The organism is Mesorhizobium sp. WSM4307, assembly GCF_007003945.1.
Taxonomy (GTDB): domain Bacteria; phylum Pseudomonadota; class Alphaproteobacteria; order Rhizobiales; family Rhizobiaceae; genus Mesorhizobium.
Map to the genome: position 1 here is coordinate 104,870 of NZ_VFTB01000013.1, position 21,622 is coordinate 126,491.

Here is a 21,622-nt window from a genome sequence, read left to right on the forward strand (position 1 = left end):
CCTTCTACCGGTTTTGCTGGCGGCACCGCCGAACGAACGGAACATGAGCGGACATCGTCAGTTTATTGTTGTTCGCATTCGTCAAAAAAGGCCGCTGCCATGTCCCGTACCGTTGGTGATTTCGTCGTTTCGCGACTCCATGAATGGGGCGTGCGCCGGATGTTCGGATATCCAGGAGACGGGATCAACGGAGTTTTCGGTGCCCTCAACCGTGCGAGGGGCAAGATCGAATTTATCCAAGCTCGGCATGAGGAAATGGCAGCCTTTATGGCCTGCGCCTATGCAAAATTCTCCGGCGAACTGGGCGTATGCATAGCGACGGCCGGCCCCGGTGCGACGCATCTGCTTACGGGTCTCTATGATGCCCGTATGGACCACCAGCCGGTTCTGGCCATCGTCGGACAGCAGGCACGCAGCGCCATCGGCGGTCACTATCAGCAGGAGGTCGATCTTGCGGCGCTTTTCAAGGACGTGGCGGGAGCGTTCGTGCACCAGGCCTCGGCCCCCGCGCAACTGCGCCACCTTGTCGACCGCGCCATTCGCATTGCGCTGGCGCACCGGACGGTCACGGCGCTTATCTTGCCGAATGATCTCCAGGAGATGGGCTATGAAGAGCCACCGCGGGCCCACGGCACCCTACATTCCGGAGTAGGCTATCGACCCCCAACGGTAGCACCGCACGCCGATGACCTGAAGAAAGCAGCGGATGTTCTCAACGCCGGGAAGCGGATAGCCATGTTGGTTGGCGCTGGCGCTCTCGGCGCGACGCAGCAGGTGATCGAGGTTGCAGACCGGCTGGGCGCCGGTGCCGCCAAGGCATTGCTGGGCAAGGCGGTCTTGCCAGATTCCCTTCCATGGGTAACCGGATCGATTGGACTGCTGGGCACCGAGCCGTCCTGGAACCTCATGCGCGACTGCGACACGTTGCTGATGATCGGCTCGGGCTTTCCCTACGCCGAGTTTCTGCCAAAGGAAGGCCAAGCCAAAGGCGTCCAGATCGACCTCGAACCAGGCATGATGTCGCTGCGCTATCCGATGGACGTCAATCTCGTCGGCGAAGCTGCCGAAACACTCGAGGCCTTGCTGCCGCTGCTGAAGCAGAAGAAGGACACATGGCGCAAGCAGATCGCAAAGGACACGGTCTCTTGGTGGAAGCTCCTCGAGAGCCGGGCGCATGTCAAGGCCGACCCAGTCAACCCGCAGTTGGTCGCATGGGAACTGTCGTCGCGATTGCCCGACAATGTCATCCTGACCAGCGACTCCGGATCCTGCGCCAACTGGTATGCACGCGACATCAAGATCAGACACGGCATGAGCGCCTCGCTGTCAGGCGGTCTGGCGTCCATGGGCGCGGCGGTTCCCTATGCGATTGCCGCGAAATTCGCCTATTCGCACCGAGCGGTCGTCGGCCTTGTCGGCGACGGCGCCATGCAGATGAACAACATGGCGGAGCTGATCACCGTCGCGAAATACTGGAAGAACTGGGCGGACAGCCGCCTTGTCATCTGCGTTTTCAACAATCAGGATCTCAACCAGGTGACGTGGGAACAGCGTGTCATGGAAGGCGACCCGAAATTCGAGGCCTCGCAGCAAATTCCCGACGTGCCCTATCATCGCTTTGCGGACCTGATCGGGCTGAAGGGGCTGTTCGTCGATCGCCCCGAAGAACTTGGCGGAGCCTGGGACGAAGCCCTCGCATCCGATCGCCCGGTCGTCCTCGAGGTCAAAACCGATCCAGAAGTGCCGCCACTCCCCCCGCACTTCACTTTTGACCAGATCAGGAACCTGACCTCGTCCCTCGCCAAGGGCGACCCCGAAGAGATGGGCGTCATCGGGGGAACTGTCCGACAGGTGCTAAGTTCTATATTGCCGGGGCAAGACTGAATGGTCGGCGATTGGATGTTCGGCACGTCAAAGAATGATGCGAGACCGAGCGTCGTCTACGCGAGCGAGGCGGAAATGCCGACCATATGAGGGACCCGCTGGCGGCTGGAGGTCGGCGAAATCAGTCGCAGCGATTAACGCGAGAGAACATGTCGTCTTGCGGACCCAAAGCTCCTTTCGAGCCAGAACAAGCCTGAAGGATAGATGTGCGTCAGCTGCGCCTGGGCAAAGTCTTCTCAACCACATCCGCTTGAGTTCTGTGAAAATGGCGCCAAGGCTACTGCGCGGGAGTCGACATCGCGTCGAGCCGGTTGGCCATTTTTTGCCAACCACACGCTGGGCGAGTTGAAGACCTGGTCGGATCGCAACCTGGAAGAACGAGCTCGCTTGACGCATCCCACTCCTCTTCGTCCATCATCGTTCGTCCACTGCTAAGGACGATCTGCTTGATGAAGGCGAAATTTGTGCGCAAGTTCGGGAGCAGGCAGATCGAAATCGGTCAAACCGATCATGTCACTGGTCTTGTCCCGCCACACTTCGGGCGCGCGCGAGCCGCGCCTCACCTGCCAAAGCCGCCCAGCGCGGTCGACTGATTGGAGCTGCCATCGATAGCCGCTCGCCGCGGCAATGACCGACACGGATCATTCGCGTACAGCGGCTAACAATTCTTAAGAGGGAGGGCGCACTAGTTCTCGCCCAGTATGAAATCGGCGCAGCGGTCGCCGATCATGATTGCTGGCGCGTTGGTGTTGCCGCTGGTCAGCCTGGGCATGATCGATGCATCCGCGACGCGCAGGCGCGGCACACCGCGCACGCGAAGCTGCGGATCGACCACAGCCTGATCGTCCGTTCCCATCCGACAGGTGCCGCAGGGGTGATAGACCGTCTTGGCGTGGCGGATGATGTGGTCGACTATTGCCGCGTCGCCGAGATCGTCGGCATGGCCGGGCGCGAGCTCCTCGGCAACGACCTCGCGCAGCGCCGGCTGGCGCACGATGGCGCGCGCGACCTTCATGCCGGCGAGCAGCAAAGCTAGATCGTCGGTGTGCGAAAGGAAGCCGGTGGTGAAGCGGATCGGATCGCTTGAATCGCGCGAGCGCAGCAGCACCGAGCCGCGCGATTTCGGCCTCAGCACGCATGGGTTTAGCTCCATGCCGTGGCGTTCGATTGAGCCGTGCTCGGCGCTTTCGATCATCACCGGCAGTACATGGAACTGCACATCGGGCCGGCCGTCGCCGTCGGTGTCGAAGAAGCCGCCGCTTTCGACCACGTTGGAGGTGAGCAGACCTCGCCGGAACATGAGATATTCGATGCCGTGCCGAAGCGCTTTGAAGCCGCGATCCTCGCCGAGCAGCGAGACAGGCTTGCGGGTCAGCGCGTAGAGCGGGGCCGCGACATGATCCTGCAGATCCTGGCCGATCGCCGGCATATCACGGATGACTGGTATGCCCATTTCCGCGAGATGCGCCGCCGGCCCGAGGCCGGACAGCATCATCAGCTTCGGCGTGGCAAGCGCACCGGCGGCCAGGATGACTTCGGCCTTCGCGGAAGCTGTATGGCTCTGCCCGTCCGGCGTTGTGTAGGTCAGGCCGGTCGCCGCGCCATTCTCCAGCGTCAGCCCGGTCACCAGCGCATCTGTGACTATTTTGAGATTGGCATTGCCGGCAAGTGGCCGCAAAAACACTTTCGCTGCCGACTGCCTTTCACCGTTTGCGGTCGTCGTCTGGTAAAACCCGACGCCCTCCTGCCGCTCGCCGTTGAAGTCGTCATTGAAGCGATAGCCGGCCTGCTGCGCGGCTCGCACATAGGCGAGCGACAGCGGATGCCGGTAGCGCGCATCCGAAACCGGCAGCGGACCGTCTATGCCATGCCGTTCGCCGGCCAGCCTTTCGTTGCGCTCCAGCCGCTTGTAGACCGGCAGCACGTCGTCCCAGCCCCAGCCCGGGCAGCCGAGATCGCGCCAGCCGTCATAGTCCTCCGGCTGACCCCTTATGTAGAGCATGGCGTTGATCGACGAGCCGCCGCCGAGCGTGCGTCCTTGTGGGATCGGCAGCGAGCGGCCGCCGACGCTCGGCTCCGGCTCCGACTGGTAGATCCAACTTCGCGCCGTGCCGATCACCTTGGCGAAGGTGGCGGGCATGTCGATGAAGCGCGTGTTGTCGGCCGGACCCGCCTCGACGATGAGTACGCGCTTGCCCGCCGCGACCAGCCGGTTCGCCACGGTGCAGCCGGCGGATCCGGCGCCGGCAACGATGTAGTCATAAACCTCGGCCATCTGGTCAGGCGTAGCGCATGATGGCGGTTTTGGCCTCGAGGTAGCCCTCGATCGCCGCACGGCCATGCTCGCGGCCGATGCCGGACTGTTTGAAGCCGCCGAAGGGGGCCGCGGGGTCGAGCGTGTTGTGCGAGTTGACCCATACCGTGCCGGCCTTGAGGCCGTGGATGGCGGTCATCGCTTTGCCCATGTCGCGGGTCCAGATCGAGGCCGACAGGCCATAGCGCGTGTCGTTGGCAATGCGGATAGCCTCATCGAGATCGGCGACCGGCATTGCCACCACCACCGGTCCGAACACCTCTTCGCGCACGATCTCCATGTCGGGCCGGACGTGATGCAGGATAGTCGGCGCCACATAGTGTCCCTTGGCCGGAACCGCCCGCGCGCCACTCACGCGTTCGACGCCTGCCGCAAGGCTGCGCTCGACAAAGCCCTGGACGCTGTTGCGATGCTTGGCCGAGACCAGCGGGTTGATCTGTGCCTCTGCGTCGCGGCCGGCGCCCATCGTCATGCCGTCGGCGATCTCGGCCAACCGCGCCAGCGTGCGATCATAGATCGACTTCTCGATCAACAATCTCGCCGCCGAGGTGCAGACCTGGCCCTGGTTGAAGAACATGCCGAGCCCGGCCAGCAGCAGCTCGATGCCGTCTTCCATGTCGGACAACAGGATCATCGGCGACTTCGAGCCGAGCTCTAGCGTGAACCGCGCGACACGGTCGACCGCGGCGTGGCCGACGCGTTTTCCCACTTCCGTCGAGCCGGTGAAGGTGAGCTTGTCGATGCCGGGATGGCGGATCAGCGCTTCGCCGGTGACGGAGCCGCTGCCGGTGACGATGTTGACGACGCCGGGCGGGAAGCCGACCGCCTCGATCAGCTCAGCGAGCCTGAGCAGGCCAAGCGGCGTTTCCTGCGGCGGCTTCAAGACGACCGTGCAGCCGCAGGCGAGCGCCGGGGCGATCTTCCACATGCCGATCAGCAGCGGAAAATTCCACGGCACGATGGCACCGACGACGCCGACCGGCTCCATGACGGTCATCGCATGGTGCTTGGCGCCGGGGGGCACCGGAATCGAGACCTGGAAGGTCGAGCCCTCGATCTTGGTCGCCCAGCCGGCATAGTAGCGCAGCCAGTCGACCGTGCCGCCGGCGCTGAGCATGCGGGCGACGCCGAGCGACTTGCCGTTCTCGATACTCTCGATCTCGGCGAGAAGATCGGCGTCGGCCTCGACCGCGTCGGCAAGCCTCAGCATCAGGTTCTGGCGGTCGACCGGCCGCATCGAGGCCCATGGGCCTTCGAGCGCTGCCCGGGCAGCGCGCACCGCCTGGTCGACGAGTTCGGGGCCACTTTCGGGCACATGCGCGACGATCTCGCCCGAGGCGGAATCGTCAACAGCGAGACCGTCGCCGGCGAGGCCGTCGACGAAATGGCCATTGATGAAGGGCCGGTGCGAGCGCGACAGGAATGCGGCGGCGGCGGTGCTGATCGGCGGCACGGTTCTCTCGTTCACGCCATTCCTCCTCGAAAATCCGATGAACAGTCTTGAGAGGGTTATGGAGCGTGCCGACGCGCTTCAAGCCGCTGTGGGCGTGAGTGCGCTTTCAGTCAAAACAAAGTTCCCGCTCGGACAAGACGGCTCGCCTTTGACCAATCAAGATTGGACAACGAGATCGGCCACGCTGGTACGTTCTTGATCGGTCTTGGAGGCGGCGGCGGTTGAGCGCGATTCTCGGCAATGCGATGGTCATTACTGCGGCACTGCCGCTATTGTTCGGCATCGTCCTGGCCCTGCTTTCACGGTTTGCCGTGCCGGCGTCATCGCCGGTGCTCACGCTGCTCTGGGCCGCACTGCTCCTGTTCTTCTATTGGGACACGCTCGGCCCGCCCGTCATGCCGCCGGTTGCCGCCAGCCAGAAGCTGGTCTATCTCGCCTTTGCCGGCACCGTCATCTGTATCCTGCCTGAGCGGATCCTGGCAGGCCGGACGGCAAGCGTTCTCGCCGTTGTTGCCCTGGCGGCAGCATTCCTCTGGCTCGGCTGGCGTCGCATTGCCGCCGGCTCGCTCGACCTGCAGATGATCGCAGCACTCGCCGTTGCCCTGCTGGCGCTCATCGGTGCGGCGATGCTCATGGCGCGGCCATCCTCGCCATCGCCTTCGGCCGAGGAGCCGTTCCTGGCGCCGGCTGCCGCCCTATCCATGTCGCTCTCCGGCGCCATCGTCTCGGTGCTTGGCGCATCGATCGTCACCGGGCAATTGCTCGGCTCGCTCGCCGCGCTGACCGGCGGCTGGTGCCTTGTCAAGTATCTCGCGACTTTGCGCGGTGGCGCAGCCTCCGCTTGGAGCAAAGGCGTGGAATTCCTGCTGCTCTACGCTGCCGTCACGGTGCTGATCCAGGTGGCACTGCTCGCCCCCAAGGCTAATCCCTTGGCCCTCATCCTATCATCCTTGCCGCTGCTCGCCGCCGTGCTCGTGGGCGACCGGCTGCAAGGCCTCCTTCCCGGCGCACGGCCCTTGCGGCCGCTGATTGCCGGTCTCGTGATCGCCCTTCCGGCGATGCTGGCCATCGTGACGGCGATCGTCTGGGCGCCGCACGGGGCCGCTCTTGGCTTTTCCTGAGCCGCTTCAACAACCACAAATAGGGAGAGATATATGAGTACGAAGAGATTGATTGCCGCGCTCGCTTTTGCTGGCGCCTCCATGCTGGCATCGGCCGCCTATGCCGACAATTACGAGATCGACGGCCAGCACGCCTGGGTCTCCTTCACCATCAAGCACGGCATTTACAGCGTCGCGCACGGCCAGTTCGACGCGGTCAAGGGCGCGATCGTAATGGACAAGGCTGACGTCACCAAGAGCAGCGTCAAGGCAGAGCTCGACGTCGGCGCCATCCACACCGCTTTCGATCAGCGCGACAGCGACCTGAAGGGGCCCGATTTCTTCAACGCAGCCGAATTCCCGACGATCTCCTTCGAAAGCACCAAGGTCGAGAAGATCGACGATAAGACCGGCAAGGTCACCGGCAACCTCACCATCAGCGGCGTCAGCAAGGAAGTCACGCTCGACGTCAAGCTGCTCAACGAGGCCCCGGCGCCGTGGGATGCGACACTGACCAAGGCGGCCTTCAGCGCCACCGGCAAACTGAGCACCGCGGACTTCCCGATGGCCAAGGCCGCCGACGGGTTCGGCCTTGGGCCTGAAGTAGACATTGCCATCGATCTGGAAGCGATCAAGAAGTAGATCACTGCAGTCGGCGGACCTGTGGTGGCCGCCGCGCGGCTCAGATGTCGCGCGGCGCTTCGCCAGGTGGTTCTGAAGTGCGCGTTCAGTCAAAACAAAGTTCCCGCTCGGACAAGACTGCGGAACGGCTTCGGCGCAATATCCTCAGAGAAGATCGGCACATGGCCAACACCGGCCTTTAGCCGGCGCGACAGCACCACTCGGGATGGACCAATGAGATTTTCCGGCAAGACGGCACTCATCACCGGCGGCGGCACCGGCATCGGCGCGGCCGTCGCCCGGCGCATGGCAGCCGACGGCGCCAGGGTGGTGCTGATGGGCCGGCGGCGCGAACCGCTCGAAGCCGTTGTCAGGGATATTGGCGGGCTGGTTGTGCAGGGCGATGCCGCCGACGCCAAATCCGTGCGCGCGGCCCTTGCGCAAGTGCATGACAAATTCGGTCCGGTCGACATTCTCGTCGCCAATGCCGGCGGCCACGGCGTCGGCCCGACTGTATCGATGAGCGACGAGACCTGGGCGCTGGCGACGCGTCTCAACCTCGACACCACTTTCGTCTGTGCCCGCGAGTGCCTGCCGGACCTGATCGCGCAGAAGGGAAACATCGTCGTCGTCGCCTCGATCGCCGGCCTGTTCGCCGGCCCGGCGGCGGCCGGCTACGTCACCATGAAGCACGCCTGCGTCGGCCTCGGCAAATCGCTGGCGCGCGACTATGGCCGCCAGGGCGTGCGCACCAACATCATCTGCCCCGGCTGGGTGGCGACCGACATGGCCGACGAGCAGATGCAGGTCGTCGTCGAAAAACACGGCCTCGACTCTATCGAGGAAGCCTATCGCATGGTCACCAGGGATGTGCCGCTCGGCCGCCCGGCGACGCCAGAAGAAGTGTCCAACGTCATCTGCTTCGTTGCTTCAGGCGAGGCGGCGATGATGAACGGTTCGATCCTGACCATCGACGGCGGCGCCACCGTCGTTGACCTGCCAACGCTTGCTTTTGTCGATTGATTTGGAGATGGCGATGAACGACCAGAACAGACCTGCCGACTGGAAGCACTTCGACGATTTCGCCGCCGGCATCGCCACCAACCGTCTGCCGACGACGGACGCGTTGCGCGGCCAGACCTTCAAGATCACGCTGAACACCGGCCGCGTCATCGACCTCGCCTTCACATCGGCCGATACCGTGGCCTGGAGCGAAGGCAGCGATGCCGGTGCCGACTGGTACGAGGCGCTGGAAGTGGCGCCACAGGTCTTCTTCATCAACATGGTTTTCGCCACGCGGCTGACGGAAGATGAGGCCTTCATCATCGACATCGGAACGCGGCGTGTGCTTTCGGTGCGCGAGCGGGTGCGTGAGCCTGGCGAGGCGCCCGGCGAGCCGCGCGTCGCGCAGGTCTATTCTGCAGGTGTGCTTGGCGATCCCTCGGTTCCGCCTGCCGGTACCGAACCCGCGCCGACCCGCGATCTGATCGGTCTGACCGCGCACTACACATACAGCCCCAACCACGTCTACGAGCACATCTATCTGAGCTCTGAACGCTATGCCTGGCAGAACCTCGTCGGCGTCCAGCGCGGCCATGGCGATGTCGATCTCGCCACCACCTGGAAGTTCGCCGAAGGTCTCTACGTCTTCGGCTTCCGCGAGTTCATCATCCCGGTCGCCTCGCTGTTCTTCTACAATTGGGAGACGATGCGCTCGACCGGCAAATTCCTTGGCGTCACCAGCCAGGGCAAGATCGAGAACAAGCCGGCCGGCGCCTTCATCGAGAAGAAATCCACAACCGTCTACGGCCCGGGCAAGGCGCCCGTCTAAGCAAACAGGTGAGTAGTATGAGCAGGAATTACGAGGTCATCAAGGCGCACTATGCCGGCTCCGACGCCAAAGATCTGGCGGCGATGATGGCGCCAGTCACCGACAAGACGGCTTGGACCGAAATGGCGGGCTTCCCTTATGCCGGAACTTATGTCGGTGGCGACGCCATCATATCAGGCGTCTTCAAGCGTATCGGAGAGGAGTGGGAGGGCTATGCCCTGAAGGTCGACAAACTGGTCGACGGCGGCAGCACCATCGTCGGCATCGGCACCTATTCGGGCATCTACAAAAAGACAGGCAAAGCGATGTCGGCGCGCGTCGTTCATGTCTGGGAAATGCAGGACGGCAAGGCCGTCAGCTTCGAGCAGTTCACCGACACCAAGCTGGTGGCAGCCGCGATGGGCTGAAGCATTGGCGCTGTGAATGCGGGCCTCGCCCTGATGCGTTGGCCCGATGAACCTGGGAGGATGGAATGGAAATCACTTTGAAGGGAATGCTGGCCGGCCTGTTGCTGTCCACCGCGCTCAGTGCCGCCGGCACGGTCGCCGCCAATGCCGGCGACACCGAAATCGTCATCGGCGCGCCGATCTCGCTGACCGGGCCGCTGGCCGGCGACGGCAAGGAACAGAAATGGGCCTATGAGCAGGCGGTCGCCGACATCAACAAGGCCGGCGGCATCATGGTCAAGTCCGCCGGCAAGAAGCTGCCGGTGCGCCTCGTCGTCGCCGACGACGAAAGCTCTGAAGGCAAGGTGGCGTCAGCCCTGGAGAACCTGATCAAGGTGCAGAAGGTCGATGCGCTGCTGTCGACCCATTCCGGGCCGATGAACATCGCCGGCGCCATCGTCGCCGAGAAGTACAAGAAGTTCTACATGATCACGACGGCCTTCCCGTTCGAATGGCAGCCGTTGAAGCTCAAATACTCGGCGCTTTTCTTTTTCCATCCTGGTCCCGGCGCCGAGGTGCCGTTCGAGGTATGGGACAAACTGCCAGCCGGCGAGAAGCCGAAGCACCCGGCCCTGGTCACCGAAGATTCGCCTGACGGCAAGGGCTTTGGCGGCGCCTTCCAGGCGGCGGCGAAGAAATACGGCTACAGCTTTGCCGTCGACGATCCCTGGGCGATCGGCGCCACCGACTATTCGGCGCTGATCACCAAGCTCAAGGCCGCCGATGTCGACGCCATGCTGGTCTTCGGCTCGCCCGCCGACACCATCACGCTGCTCAGGCAAATGAAGGAACTCGGCTTCTCCGTGCCATATTTCCACGGCTGGAAAGGCACCTGGACCGGCGAATTCCATGAAGCGCTGGGACCGGACTCCGACTACATCATGACCGACGGCTTCTGGTCGGCGAGCTACCCCTACAAGGGCGCCAAGGAACTCGGCGAACGCTACGAGGCCGAGTACAAGAAGGACTCCGTCACCGTCGGCGCCTTCTATGCCAATGCGCAAGTGTTGGCGCAGTCGATCGAGAAGGCCGGCAGCACCGATGCCGCGGCGATCCACGACGCGATCTTCGGCCAGGAGTTCAAGGACACCGTGGTCGGCGACCTGAAGTTCGACGAGACCGGCTTCGCGCTGATCCCGAGCGTCGCCACGCAATGGTGGCAGGGCAAGCACCAGCTCATCTATCCGGACGGCACCTGGACCTACAAGCCGGCCCCGGCCTGGGACAAGCGCTGACAGGCGGGGGCAGGGCGTTCGCAAGGGGAGGCACCCCTACGAACGTTGGCGCTGCCCCTCATTGCCCCGCTGGGCTTTTCTCCCCGCATAGTGACGGAGAGACAGGGCTGGCCACAGGGCCTCGCGTATCCTGGCAGCTTCCCACACCCAATTGCGCTCACCGGAGAAACGGAAACACGATGCAGCCTAACGAAACCCTGCTTCGCCTCGAGGCGGTCCAGAAGCGGTTCGGCGGGCTCGTCGTGCTCAACAATGTCGACATCGCCGTCGGCCGCAACGAACTGATCGGGCTGATCGGCCCCAACGGCGCTGGCAAATCGACGCTGTTCAACGTCATCACCGCCATCTATGCGCCGACGCAAGGGCGGGTGCTGTTTCGCGGCAACGACATCACCGGTATCGCACCGCACCGCATCTCCAGGCTTGGCATCGCCCGCACCTTCCAGCTGGTGCGCACCTTCCTGACCATGACCGCCTTCGAGAACGTCATGGTCGGCGCCGTCTACGGGGCAGGGGGCCGCGTCAAGCATGCGACCGAGGCGGCGAATGCCGCGCTCGAACTGGTCGGCCTCACCGCCCGGCGCGACATGCGCACTGCGCATATGACACTTTCCGACCGCCGCATGCTGGAGATCGCGCGCGCGGTTGCCTCAGACCCAGCGCTGCTGCTCCTCGACGAGCCGATGGCGGGCCTCAACCCGACCGAGATCAAGCGCATGGTCGACGTCATTCGCCGCGTGCGCGCCGAGCTTGGTCTTTCGATGCTCTGGGTCGAGCACAAGGTCGACGCCATCATGAAAGTATGCAGCCGCGTTATCGTCCTCGACCATGGCGAAAAGATCGCCGACGGCACGCCGCGCGAAGTCACCCAGAACCGCAAAGTCATAGAGGCCTATCTTGGCGAACCGGCTGCTTGAAGTAAGCGATCTCCAGGTCGCCTATGGCGACGTCGGCGCGCTGTGGGGCGTCTCGCTCCATGTCGACCCCGGCACCATTGTCGCCATCGTCGGCGCCAATGGCGCCGGCAAGACGACGCTGCTCAGGACCGTCTCCGGCCTGCTCAAGCCGAAAAGCGGCGATATCAGGCTGGCCGGCCAATCGCTGGTCGGCAAGGCGCCGCAGGAGATTGCCTCCATGGGCATCGCGCATGTGCCGGAAGGCCGCGGCCTGTTCCGCCAGATGACTGTGCTAGAAAATCTTGAACTCGGCGCCTTCCAGCCCAAGGCGCGGCCGCGCACCAAGGTATTGCTCGACAAGGCCTATGCGCTGTTTCCGCGCCTCAAGGAGCGCGTCCATCAGAAGGCCGGTTCGCTCTCCGGCGGCGAGCAGCAGATGCTGGCGATCGCGCGGGCCACGATGTCGGAGCCGTCGCTGCTCATCCTTGACGAACCGTCGCTGGGTCTCAGCCCGCTGGTCGTGCAGCAGATGTTTTCGCTCATCCAGACCTTACACGCTCAGGGCGTCACCATCCTGCTCGTCGAGCAGAACATCCACCAGGCCCTGAAGGTCGCCGACTATGCCTTCGTGCTCCAGACCGGCTCGCTCGCCATGCAAGGCACCGGCGCCGAGCTGATCGCCGATCCCGAAATCCAGAAAGCCTATATGGGCGTGTTGGAGTAGATCAGATGTTCAAATTGCCCCCTCCCGACATCCTGCTCCAGCTCTCGCTCAACGGCGCGCTCGGCGGCGCCATGTACGGTGTCGCCGCCGTGGGCCTCAGCCTCATCTTCGGCACCATGCGGCTGATTTTCCTCGCCCAGGGCGCGATGATCATTCTGGCCGCCTATTTCGTGCGGGCGCTGTTCTACGGTCTCGGCATCGACCCGTTCCTGTCGCTGCTCATTGTCGTGCCGGTCGGGCTCGGTGTCGGCTGGCTGATGTATCAGGGCCTGTTCCGCAAGGCGGCTGCCGAGGAAGACCGCAACGTTTCGCTGCTGATCGCCGTCGGCCTGATGTTCCTGGTGCAGAACCTGATGACCGTGGTCTGGGGCGGCAACACCGCCGGCGTGGTGACGAGCTATACGGCGACCGGCATCGAGCTGCTGGGCGTCCGCACCTCGTTCACCCGCACGATGGGTTTCCTGATCGCGCTTGCCGGCACCGGGCTGGTGATGCTCTTCCTGCGCAAGACCATTGTCGGCAAGGCGGTGCGCGCCGCTTCGGAAGACATGGACGCGGCGACGCTGATGGGCATCAGCCCGCACCGCGTCAACGCCATTGCCTTCGCCATCGGCATTTCGCTGGCGGGCGCAGCCGGTGTGGCCGTCGCCACCACCTTCCCGTTCAACCCCTTCGCCGGTTTCATCTTCAGCCTGAAGGCGCTGGTGGCGCTGGCACTGGGCGGCATCGGCAACGTCACCGGTGCGCTCGCCGGCGGCATCCTGCTCGGCCTGATCGAAGCCTACGTCCAGTTCTTCATTTCCGGGGGCTGGACCAACGCCATCGCCTACGGCGTGTTCCTGGCCGTGCTGATGTTCAAGCCGGAAGGCCTGTTCAGCCGGCCCTACAAGAAGGCTTGAGAGATGATCAAAGCCTTCAAATGGATCGCTATTGTGGTCGTCGCGGCGCTCGCGCTGCTGCCGCTCCTGCCAGGTGCTGTCGACGCCTATTATTTCTCGTTCCTGTTCTTCGTCTTCCTCTACGCCATCATGGCGCAGAGCTGGAACCTTGTTGCCGGTTACGGCGGCCAGATCAGCCTCGGTAGCCACGCCTTCTTCGGGCTGGGCGCCTACACCACCGCCATCCTGTGGACCGGCAACTATATCTGGGGCTCGCTCTATGACACGCACCCCGGCATCTATTATTTCGATCCGGTGACGATGGCGCTGGGCGGCGTGGTGGCGGCCCTTGCAGCGGCCATCATCGGCGTGCCGCTGCTGTCCAAGCTGCGCGGCGACTATTTCGCACTGGGCACGCTCGGCTTCGGTGAGATCGTCAAGGTGCTGTTCGTCAATGGCGGCGACTTCACCGGCAGCGCCTTCGGCATCGTCGCGCCCGCCGGCCTGTTCGACACGCTGCGTCCGCATTACTGGGTCGCGCTCGGGCTGATGGTCGGCACCGCGCTCGCCATCCGCGCTCTGATGCGCTCACGTTATGGGCTGGCGCTGATCGCGGTGCGCGACGACGAGATGGCGGCGTCGGCCAACGGCATCGATGTGCTGAAGGTCAAGGTGGCGGCCTTCGCCGGCAGCGCCTTCATCGCCGGCGTCGCCGGCAGCCTCTACACCTTTTACATTTTCCATGTCGGCCCGGACTCGGTCTTCGATCTCGACTGGATGCTGCTGCCGCTGATGATGACGGTGGTCGGCGGCACCGGCACGCTGCTCGGCCCCATCCTCGGCGCGCTGGTCATGTACGCCGTCTTCGACCTCGCGCGCATTGTGGTGCCGGACTATCACCCGGTGGTCTCGGGGCTGACCATCATCCTGGCGATGCTGTTTTTACCGAAGGGGCTGATGCGCAGCTTTGCGGGCAAGGCAAAGCTGGCGTAGGCGATAAGCTTCCCGATGAATGCAGCGCCCGAACTCCGCCGTTCAGACCCACGCGCCTAATGCACCGCCGTCCTTAACCTCTCCCTCAGTTCCCTCGGCGCGACATCATACTTGCTCTTGAACGCCCTTGAAAAATGCGCGCTGGAATTGAACCCACAGGCGAAGGCGATTTCCGAAATCGAGGCCGAGGCGCGGGCAGGGGACAAAAGCTCCTCCTTGCTGCGCTCCAGCCGCCTGTCCCAGACGAAACGTTCCAGTGTCATGCCTTCGCCTTCGAAGGCGCGGTGCAGGTAGCGGCGGGAGCAGCCCATGTGGCGGGCTATGTCCTCGGCCGAGAGATTGCTGCGCGCCAGGTTGGCGTCAATATAGGCGACGATGCGCTCGCGCAGCGCTTCCAGCGGCGAGCGGCGGAACGCCGGCGCCATGGGCTTCGCCTGTATCAGCCCGTTGACGAGCTGAATCAGGCTTTCGCCGACGCGGCGGCAGCCGGCTTCGTCGAGCTTGTGTGCCTCGCCAATCGCCATCTGCATCAGACCGGACACGATATGAGTCAGGCTGTCGCCCTCGCCAGGCAGCGGCACCGGCACCGAAAGGCGCGCCAGCGTCTCGTCGCCAAAGGTCGAGCGCGGTACCTGCAGGATGAGCTGATCGACATCGGAGAGGTTCTGCAACGAATAGGCTCGCACCGGATCGTAGATGACCGCCGCGCGCGGCCCGAGATCTATCGCCGTCTGCTGCTGCTCAAAGCGGCTGCGGCCCTTGAGCTGCATCAGGATCTTGATCGCGTCCGGATCGAAGCTGCGCCAAAAAGCGCGGTCGTTGACGACTAGGTGGGACTTCGCCCTGATTTCCGAGAGCCGGCAGGAGCCCAGATCGACCGAGATCAGCTTCGGCAGGGAGGGCGCCTCGCCGCGCGAGAAGCGCTGCGTGATAGGGCCGAACAGCATCCGCGAAGCGGACAGGAAAGCCTCGCCGTCGGCGATGCTCACGTGGTGGTCGAGCATAGTCTCCTCCATCTTCATTTCGTCTCCCGTCTTGATGCGGGATTTGCGATGCAACGGCAGCGCCGATGCAACGGCCAGGAACTTAACATGCTAACTATATTCGCCGCAACGGCGAGAACGCATCAATCAGCCGCTTTAGAAGCGGCGCCTTCCGGGCGGGCGAGGGTCAAAGCAAGCGGCCGGAATTCCCACATTCTCCGGCCGCTCGAGATTGCATCTCACCTCAGCCCCACTTCATCTCGCCTTTGGCAACCTTCGAGCCGATGTCGAGAGCGACGCCCATGCCGAGGTTCGGAAAGCGGGCCTCCATGGCGGCCTTCAGCGCGGCGGCGTCGGCAGCCTTGGCCAACTCTTCCTCGAAGGCCTGCAGGTAGGTCTTTGTGTGCTCTATGGCCGAGATATCGGTAGCAGACTCCGGCATCAGGTGCCCTGGCACGACGACAGCGGGCTTCCTGGCGGCGATCTTGTCGAGATTGTCGATCCAGGCTGCACGCAATTCCCTGGTCGGGGTGTCCGCCGTCCACACATGCACGCCGGCAAAGATCAGTACGCCGCCGAAAACCGCGTTGATCGAAGGCGCCCACAGATATCGACGGTTGGCAAGACCTGCAGCCGCAACGATCTCAACCGTTTCGCCGTCGACTGTCAGCGATGGACCATCAAAAGCTTCAGGCATGACGATATCGGCCAGTACCTGCGGGCCATTCTCCTTGAGCTGCGGGCCCCAGACGGCGAGCTTCTTGTCGACCGAGCCTTTAATTGCCGCCACCGTTTCCGAGGCCGCAATGACCTTCGCATCTGGAAAAGCCTCACGGATCGGCTTCAGGCTGAAGTAATAGTCAGGGTCCGATTGGCTGACATAAATTGCCGTCAGCTTCTTGCCGTTGGCCTTTATTGCGTCTGCCAGGAAACGCCCGTCCGGATAGCTGAAGCCGCCGTCGATCAGCAACGCTTCGGATGATCCCGACAGCAGGACTGGAGCGCGGAAGAAGCCGTTCGAGCCGGCGGGAAAGTGCTTCCAGACGAGTCCGGTCCCGCTTGCGCGGCCTAGATCGGCGGGAGCAAAAGCGGCCGCGGCGATGGCAGCGGAAGTTTTCATGATCTGTCTCCTGGTGAGCATTTTGAAACTCCTTTTGTGATGGGCAAAGAAATCGGTCTGCGCGCTCGAGGCCAGGACTACGTCAACCGGGCCCAAGTGCCGGACAAATTGAGGAAGCTGCGATCGGGCTTGGTGATGTTGGTATGGATGACCCCATTCTCGAAATCCTCGACGTGGGTCACGGTCGTCCCGTCAGCCTCAATCCAGGTCACCATGAACACGCCCTGCCGAATGGGGATTGCCCGATAGGTCACTGCCTCCGCCTTGGCGAAGTTGTCCATTTGCTCAGGGGCAAACCGCATGGTTTCCCCGTCGCTATCGAACTTTAAATGAAACGCGAGTTCGCCAAAGCGGGCCTCATAGAGGTGGCCGATAGCCGGAAACATTTTCGCCGTCGTCATGCGGGGACCCTTCGAATGCTGGGCAGATCAGCCGGCGGCTGAACTCAATGCGCAAAAGATGCATTGTCTTGATTGGTCGATAAATCCCGACGAGTTGGATTCAATGTAAGCTATAGACACACAATCCTGCGGAGCGACGACCATGGAAACGATCAATCTCAATAGGCTGGCCTACTTCGCCGCGGTGGTGGAGGCAGCTTCCTTCACCCGAGCGGCGGAGCGTCTCGGCATTACCAAGACTGTCGTGAGCCAGCAGGTGGCGCGACTTGAACAGGAACTCAAGACAAGCCTTCTGCTTCGCACGACGCGGCGGGTTGAGCCGACCGAGGCAGGCCGGCAGCTTCACGCGCGATGCGCCATGATTCTGCGGGAGGCCGAGGCGGCCTTCAACGAGCTAGCCCAAACAAACGCTCAGCCAATGGGAGTTCTGCGGGTCACTGCGCCGAACGATTATGGCACAACCACCATCGCGCCGCTTGCAGCCCGGTTTTGTCGCACCTATCCGGCATGTCGTGTCGAACTGATGCTTTCGGACATCAGGATCGATCTGATTGCGAACCAGATCGATCTGTCGATCCGCGCGGGCTGGCTGGTGGATTCGAGTCTTCAGGCACGCAGGATCGGTTCCTTTCAGCAGATTCTCGTGGCGGTGCCTGATCTGGCGAGGAGCCTATCGCCCGCCGAACCCGAGGATCTATCCGAGTTGCCCTTCATCGCGAATGTCGCGCTGAAAGAGCCGCTCGTATGGCGTTTCACGCGAGGTGAACACGATCGGCGCACAGTGCGGATGAAGCTTGGGCTGACAATCAACGCCACCCCGGCCGTGCTGGAGGCGACCCTGGCCGGCGGCGGAATGTCCATCCTTCCAGACTTTGCCCTTGGCGACCACCTCGCGGCCGGCCGGCTGGTGCCCGTTTTACCCGCGTGGAACCTACCCTCCGGCGGCATCCATGCTGTGTATCCGGCCGCCCGCTTCCGGCCGCCCAAGGTGACGCGATTTGTGGAGATGCTCGCCCAAGCCGAGAGGGTCAGTGTCGGCACCTGATCGCGCTAAAGGCAGTCCATGTGACCGCCCGCGTGGCCGCTAGCTGCGACGTCTACGCAACGTAAATTTGATGCTCGTGGTCCCCATCAAATCCGCCTTTTGTGGTTGAGATCGGCAAGGGCGACAGAATCGGTCAGGAAGCCTCCCACCCCGGCGAATGCGAGCGGGGAGTCCCAATTGTCGATCTGTCGACCGCGCCCACGAGGGTCGTCGTTGATGGTCATTTCACCTGACATAACTCGCCTCAACTTGGATGCGAGCGGTAGGAGAGGTTTCTCATCGGAACCTCCACCGCCAACCGGGCAGCCACATGACCCGAGGGCCGGCGGAGGAGCTTCAGCGTCACCGCTAAGGTGGCGGCGTGGGGCTTCAGCCTATGCGCCGCCGAGGAAAAATTGGTGGTCGCATACAGGCTCGGCCGTTATCGTCCAGTCGACATCGACGCCAGGGAGGCGGCTTTGTGCGCAGCGCACCCATATTCGAGGAGACCTCGCCTCTTAGGTAGGCGTCCTCCCGACAGGATGATAGCTGTTTCGATCCACGCCGAATTTCTGCAGAGTTGTCTCGCATGCGAGGAACGAACCAAACTTCCATGCATTTAGCAGGGGCTGCATTCGTACACTCTTCTTCGGGGAGCTGGACCCTTGTCATCCGAAGGCTACATTTCGGCCGATCAGGAAACCAATGAAGTTTCCATAGTTGGGCTCATACCGGCCATGCGGGCTTTCGCACGTACCTTCTGTCGCGTGCCCGACGATGCCGACGATCTGGTACAGGAGACGCTGACCAAGGGTCTCGCCAATATCGACAAGTTCGAACCTGGCACACGCATGAAGTCGTGGCTCTTCACCATCATGCGCAATACGTATTATACGCGGATCAAGATTGCCGCCCGGGAAGCGCCAGGCCTGCTCGACTGCGCGTCATCCAGGCCGTTTTTGGAAGCCACCCAGGAATGGAGCGTTCAGAGCAGGGAAGTGCATTGCGCCATCCAAAAGCTACCGGAGCACCAACGCGAGGTTCTGATGCTGATTGGCGTTCTGGGAGTAAGCTATGAGGAAGCGGCCGAGATATGCGGCTGCGCGGTAGGGACGGTCAAAAGTCGGCTGAACCGCGCGCGCGCCAATATTCTCGAGTTGCTTGGGGAGAGTTCGCTGCAGACATTGATGGAAAGACGAAATCATCTATCCGATGGGCAACTCGGTATGGACAGCCGCAGATAGTCAGTTCTTCAGGTCACGTCGACGCTTCTCGATCAGCGCGTTTTGCAGCTCCATTGCCAGCCTGGTCAGCCGGTCTGGAATGCTTTCCCGCTCTATGGCATCGAGGAGAGAAGCGATCTCTCGATCCATGGCCAGACCAAACTGGGAGTCGATCATATCATCCCTCGAACGAGACATCCGAATTCTCTTGATAAGAGCGGTTCCTTGAACTCAGTGTGGCGACAAATGCCCGAGATTACAAGGGGATGTCTGCCGCCGGCATGATTGCCAGTGGCCCTTGCACAGGTTTATTCCCTTGGCCTGATATCGCTGGGGGCCAAAAATGCGATGTGACAGCGTTCAATCCTCAGGCAATTAGTTCGCGGCATGGTCCTCATATTGGTCGGACTTGAGGCGATTGCCATCAGGTCCGCGCACTTTGCTTTGCTGTTTTTTGTCGCGATTGGCGAATCACGTTTTCTCCGACCTTGTCTTTGGTACGGTCATCGCGTCAGCCCGGTTCCCTTGCGCTTGCCGGATGCCATAGTTTCCTCTTCGGGTCGGTGACGGTCTTCAGCCTCTTGGTTCGACGTCGGAACTGGCGGCGCGCGGTAATGTTCCACCGCGGCGAGCGAGCAGGAATGCGTCTCCATCCCATGACCGGAATGGCTTCTCGCCGTTGATGACAACCCGCAATTGGTGAGTTTCCGCCAGACGGCCGATGTCGGCGCGGTCCAAAAAAAGAGATCCGCGATAGGAATAGTTCAGAAGGGCCAGCCAGCCCGACCGTTTCAGGACGCGTGCGATCTCATCGAAGTGCCGCTCGGCCATGCCGGCCAGAACCAGATAGGGAAAGCTGTCGACCGCCAGCACGCAATCGAAACTACCATCGTCGAATTCGGTCAGATCGAGACCGGAGGTTTGCCGCAACTCGACATTGCCCAGCGCGGCGCATCGTTCGGAGGCGATGGAAATCATCCGTGAGGATATATCGATGCCGACTATCCGATTGAATGATTTGGAAAGCGCGCGCTCGAAACGGCCGATGCCGCAACCAATGTCCAGAATATCCCGGTCGGTTCCAGTGAAGTCCTGCTCCTTGAGCCATGCAGCGACGTCCTCGGTCATGGCCAACAGCCTTCCGTCATCGCCGAGCGATGCGAGCTGGACACTCGCTGCTTCCGAAATAGCCGCGGCCGCATCGAAGCTCGTGGCCAGCCGCGTGACGACAGCGGCACCGGTCTCATGGTGATCGCGTACGTGCCGAACGGCCTCGCCCGTCGCCCGCAACTTGGCAAACGCGCCGGGTTCGCGGCGAAGCAGCCCGGCCACGTCCTGCAGCCTTTCCGCGTCTCGCGAATCGGAGGGAACGACCTCCCGCACGATCTCCGCCAATTCCGCCACCGCGACGTCCACCTGCAGATGAAGCGCCAGCCTGGCTACGACGGCTTCGGCGCAAACAGCGTCCGCCATGCAGTCTTCTACGACCGCTTTAATCGATCTGCGGCGGTGGGCGGATTTTGACCCGGTTGCCCTCACCCTATCAACTCCGCGTCCAGATCCTGCGCATGGTCCACCTGTCGACGGCGCCCCAGCCATATTTGTAGGCCTCCTGACCACGCAGGAAATCGAACTCGCGGGCACCTTCGCGGATCGATTCCGCGATCGCGTGGCCGATTAAAATCGCGCCTGGACTCTCCTCGGAATAGGCAGGGTCGAAGCCCCCGAGATAGGCATAGGCACGACCGCGATCATGGAAGCCGTAATAGGCGCCGACGGTCCTGCCGTCGATCGCGAACAGCCAGCATCGGACCAAGCCGCGAGCGTCGAGCAAGGGAAGCGAGCGCCTGTGGAATTCTTCTACGGCGACTTTGGCCAACACGCCACCTCCGCGCCCGGTCCAGCGCGCGTCGTGCAGGCGTATTAGATGATCGAGGCAAGCCTGGGGATCGCCGCGTGCGGAGGACAACGCGGTCCGGCCGCGTCTGGACGCGGCCCGGCGCGCCCGCCGCAACTGGCGCCTGCGTCGGTAGGGCACAGAGCCCGTAAGAGTTTCGTCGCCGGCAAGGGCGAGCACGGGGCAAGCGCTATGAGCGACTGGCCGTCCGGCTTTCAGGTCAGGATGCGTGATCGCAAAACCGACACCCCCCTCCGGCAAATCTGACAAGATCCATTGAGACCATTCAACCGAGAGGATCTTGTCGACAACAGCAGCGAGGACCGGAGCCTCGGTGCCGGGAACACAAAGGATATCCAGGTAGTCGCTGAGCGAAATGCCGACCGGAAGCAATTTCGAGCCGTCGATCCCGTGCTCGAGATAGAGCGGCGCCAGCGCCATCAGATCGCCTCCGCGCCAAACCGCGACCATCGCTAGACCTCCGGGCGCGAATGTGCGCCACCATGGCACCAGCCAGGCGGGAGACTGAAACGGGGTCGCCGAAGAACTCTGCTCCCACAGTTTCCACCAGTGTGGCGCAAGCGTTTCGAATTGCGCCG

At 62.7% G+C, this 21,622-nt stretch carries 21 protein-coding genes; 13 read left to right on the top strand and 8 right to left on the bottom strand.

Annotation, left to right across the window (positions count from 1 at the left end; genetic code table 11):
* The first annotated feature begins 99 nt into the window (after window positions 1–99).
* A complete protein-coding gene (locus FJV83_RS28920) occupies window positions 100–1,884 on the top strand; it encodes a thiamine pyrophosphate-requiring protein (protein WP_095789632.1) in 1,785 nt (594 codons plus the stop codon).
* Between the two features lie 685 nt (window positions 1,885–2,569).
* Here FJV83_RS28920 and FJV83_RS28935 read toward each other — a convergent pair.
* Together FJV83_RS28935 and FJV83_RS28940 are read right to left on the bottom strand one after the other, a co-directional pair.
* A complete protein-coding gene (locus FJV83_RS28935; protein ID WP_095789630.1) occupies window positions 2,570–4,159 on the bottom strand; it encodes a GMC family oxidoreductase N-terminal domain-containing protein in 1,590 nt (529 codons plus the stop codon).
* Window positions 4,160–4,163: 4 nt separating this feature from the next.
* The gene (locus FJV83_RS28940; protein ID WP_095793765.1) at window positions 4,164–5,666 is read right to left on the bottom strand and encodes an aldehyde dehydrogenase family protein; all 1,503 of its coding nucleotides are present in this window, start codon (window positions 5,664–5,666) and stop codon (window positions 4,164–4,166) included.
* A gap of 206 nt (window positions 5,667–5,872) precedes the next feature.
* On the opposite strand from FJV83_RS28940, the gene FJV83_RS28945 reads away from it, so the two are divergent.
* From FJV83_RS28945 to FJV83_RS28990, 10 genes are all read left to right on the top strand, one after another.
* A complete protein-coding gene (locus tag FJV83_RS28945; protein WP_095789628.1) occupies window positions 5,873–6,772 on the top strand; it encodes a hypothetical protein in 900 nt (299 codons plus the stop codon).
* 33 nt (window positions 6,773–6,805) lie between these two features.
* Entirely contained in the window at window positions 6,806–7,393 is a 588-nt protein-coding gene (locus FJV83_RS28950; protein WP_095789627.1) for a YceI family protein, read from the top strand.
* 213 nt (window positions 7,394–7,606) lie between these two features.
* The gene (locus tag FJV83_RS28955; RefSeq protein WP_095789626.1) at window positions 7,607–8,395 is read left to right on the top strand and encodes an SDR family oxidoreductase; all 789 of its coding nucleotides are present in this window, start codon (window positions 7,607–7,609) and stop codon (window positions 8,393–8,395) included.
* A 13-nt stretch (window positions 8,396–8,408) separates the two neighbouring features.
* Window positions 8,409–9,203, top strand: a complete 795-nt coding sequence (locus FJV83_RS28960) for a MoaF C-terminal domain-containing protein (RefSeq protein ID WP_095789667.1) — start codon at window positions 8,409–8,411, stop codon at window positions 9,201–9,203.
* A gap of 17 nt (window positions 9,204–9,220) precedes the next feature.
* On the top strand, window positions 9,221–9,610 hold the full coding sequence (locus FJV83_RS28965; RefSeq protein WP_095789625.1) for a nuclear transport factor 2 family protein: 390 nt from the start codon (window positions 9,221–9,223) through the stop codon (window positions 9,608–9,610).
* Between the two features lie 65 nt (window positions 9,611–9,675).
* Window positions 9,676–10,884, top strand: a complete 1,209-nt coding sequence (locus FJV83_RS28970; protein WP_095789624.1) for an amino acid ABC transporter substrate-binding protein — start codon at window positions 9,676–9,678, stop codon at window positions 10,882–10,884.
* A 179-nt stretch (window positions 10,885–11,063) separates the two neighbouring features.
* Window positions 11,064–11,801, top strand: a complete 738-nt coding sequence (locus FJV83_RS28975) for an ABC transporter ATP-binding protein (protein ID WP_095789623.1) — start codon at window positions 11,064–11,066, stop codon at window positions 11,799–11,801.
* Window positions 11,794–12,504 carry an ABC transporter ATP-binding protein gene (locus FJV83_RS28980; RefSeq protein ID WP_095789666.1) on the top strand — a complete coding sequence of 237 codons (711 nt, stop codon included), beginning with the start codon at window positions 11,794–11,796 and terminating at the stop codon, window positions 12,502–12,504. The genes FJV83_RS28975 and FJV83_RS28980 overlap by 8 nt, the downstream gene beginning before the upstream one ends.
* A 5-nt stretch (window positions 12,505–12,509) precedes the next feature.
* Entirely contained in the window at window positions 12,510–13,403 is an 894-nt protein-coding gene (locus tag FJV83_RS28985; protein WP_095789622.1) for a branched-chain amino acid ABC transporter permease, read from the top strand.
* Between the two features lie 3 nt (window positions 13,404–13,406).
* Window positions 13,407–14,375, top strand: coding sequence for a branched-chain amino acid ABC transporter permease (locus FJV83_RS28990; RefSeq protein WP_095789621.1), 969 nt, complete (start codon window positions 13,407–13,409; stop codon window positions 14,373–14,375).
* Window positions 14,376–14,431: 56 nt separating this feature from the next.
* Here FJV83_RS28990 and FJV83_RS28995 read toward each other — a convergent pair whose 3' ends face one another.
* The 3 genes from FJV83_RS28995 to FJV83_RS29005 all read right to left on the bottom strand — a co-directional run bounded on the left by FJV83_RS28995 (window position 14,432) and on the right by FJV83_RS29005 (window position 16,879).
* Window positions 14,432–15,379: a helix-turn-helix domain-containing protein gene (locus FJV83_RS28995; protein ID WP_179301155.1), complete on the bottom strand. Its 948-nt coding sequence runs from the start codon at window positions 15,377–15,379 to the stop codon at window positions 14,432–14,434.
* A 223-nt stretch (window positions 15,380–15,602) separates the two neighbouring features.
* Window positions 15,603–16,499 carry an MBL fold metallo-hydrolase gene (locus tag FJV83_RS29000; RefSeq protein WP_179296046.1) on the bottom strand — a complete coding sequence of 299 codons (897 nt, stop codon included), beginning with the start codon at window positions 16,497–16,499 and terminating at the stop codon, window positions 15,603–15,605.
* 56 nt (window positions 16,500–16,555) lie between these two features.
* Complete coding sequence (locus tag FJV83_RS29005; RefSeq protein ID WP_095789619.1) at window positions 16,556–16,879, bottom strand: hypothetical protein; 324 nt, start codon at window positions 16,877–16,879, stop codon at window positions 16,556–16,558.
* Between the two features lie 142 nt (window positions 16,880–17,021).
* Between FJV83_RS29005 and FJV83_RS29010 the strand changes: the two genes are divergently transcribed.
* Both FJV83_RS29010 and FJV83_RS29015 read left to right on the top strand, forming a co-directional pair.
* A complete protein-coding gene (locus tag FJV83_RS29010; protein WP_095789618.1) occupies window positions 17,022–17,924 on the top strand; it encodes a LysR family transcriptional regulator in 903 nt (300 codons plus the stop codon).
* Window positions 17,925–18,640: 716 nt separating this feature from the next.
* Complete coding sequence (locus FJV83_RS29015; RefSeq protein WP_095789664.1) at window positions 18,641–19,147, top strand: sigma-70 family RNA polymerase sigma factor; 507 nt, start codon at window positions 18,641–18,643, stop codon at window positions 19,145–19,147.
* Here FJV83_RS29015 and FJV83_RS36600 read toward each other — a convergent pair whose 3' ends face one another.
* The 3 genes from FJV83_RS36600 to FJV83_RS29025 all read right to left on the bottom strand — a co-directional run bounded on the left by FJV83_RS36600 (window position 19,148) and on the right by FJV83_RS29025 (window position 21,464).
* Window positions 19,148–19,303, bottom strand: a complete 156-nt coding sequence (locus tag FJV83_RS36600) for a hypothetical protein (RefSeq protein ID WP_179296030.1) — start codon at window positions 19,301–19,303, stop codon at window positions 19,148–19,150.
* Window positions 19,304–19,699: 396 nt separating this feature from the next.
* A complete protein-coding gene (locus FJV83_RS29020) occupies window positions 19,700–20,599 on the bottom strand; it encodes a class I SAM-dependent methyltransferase (RefSeq protein WP_245437886.1) in 900 nt (299 codons plus the stop codon).
* 70 nt (window positions 20,600–20,669) lie between these two features.
* Window positions 20,670–21,464 carry a GNAT family N-acetyltransferase gene (locus FJV83_RS29025; RefSeq protein WP_246691933.1) on the bottom strand — a complete coding sequence of 265 codons (795 nt, stop codon included), beginning with the start codon at window positions 21,462–21,464 and terminating at the stop codon, window positions 20,670–20,672.
* Between the last annotated feature and the right edge of the window lie 158 nt (window positions 21,465–21,622).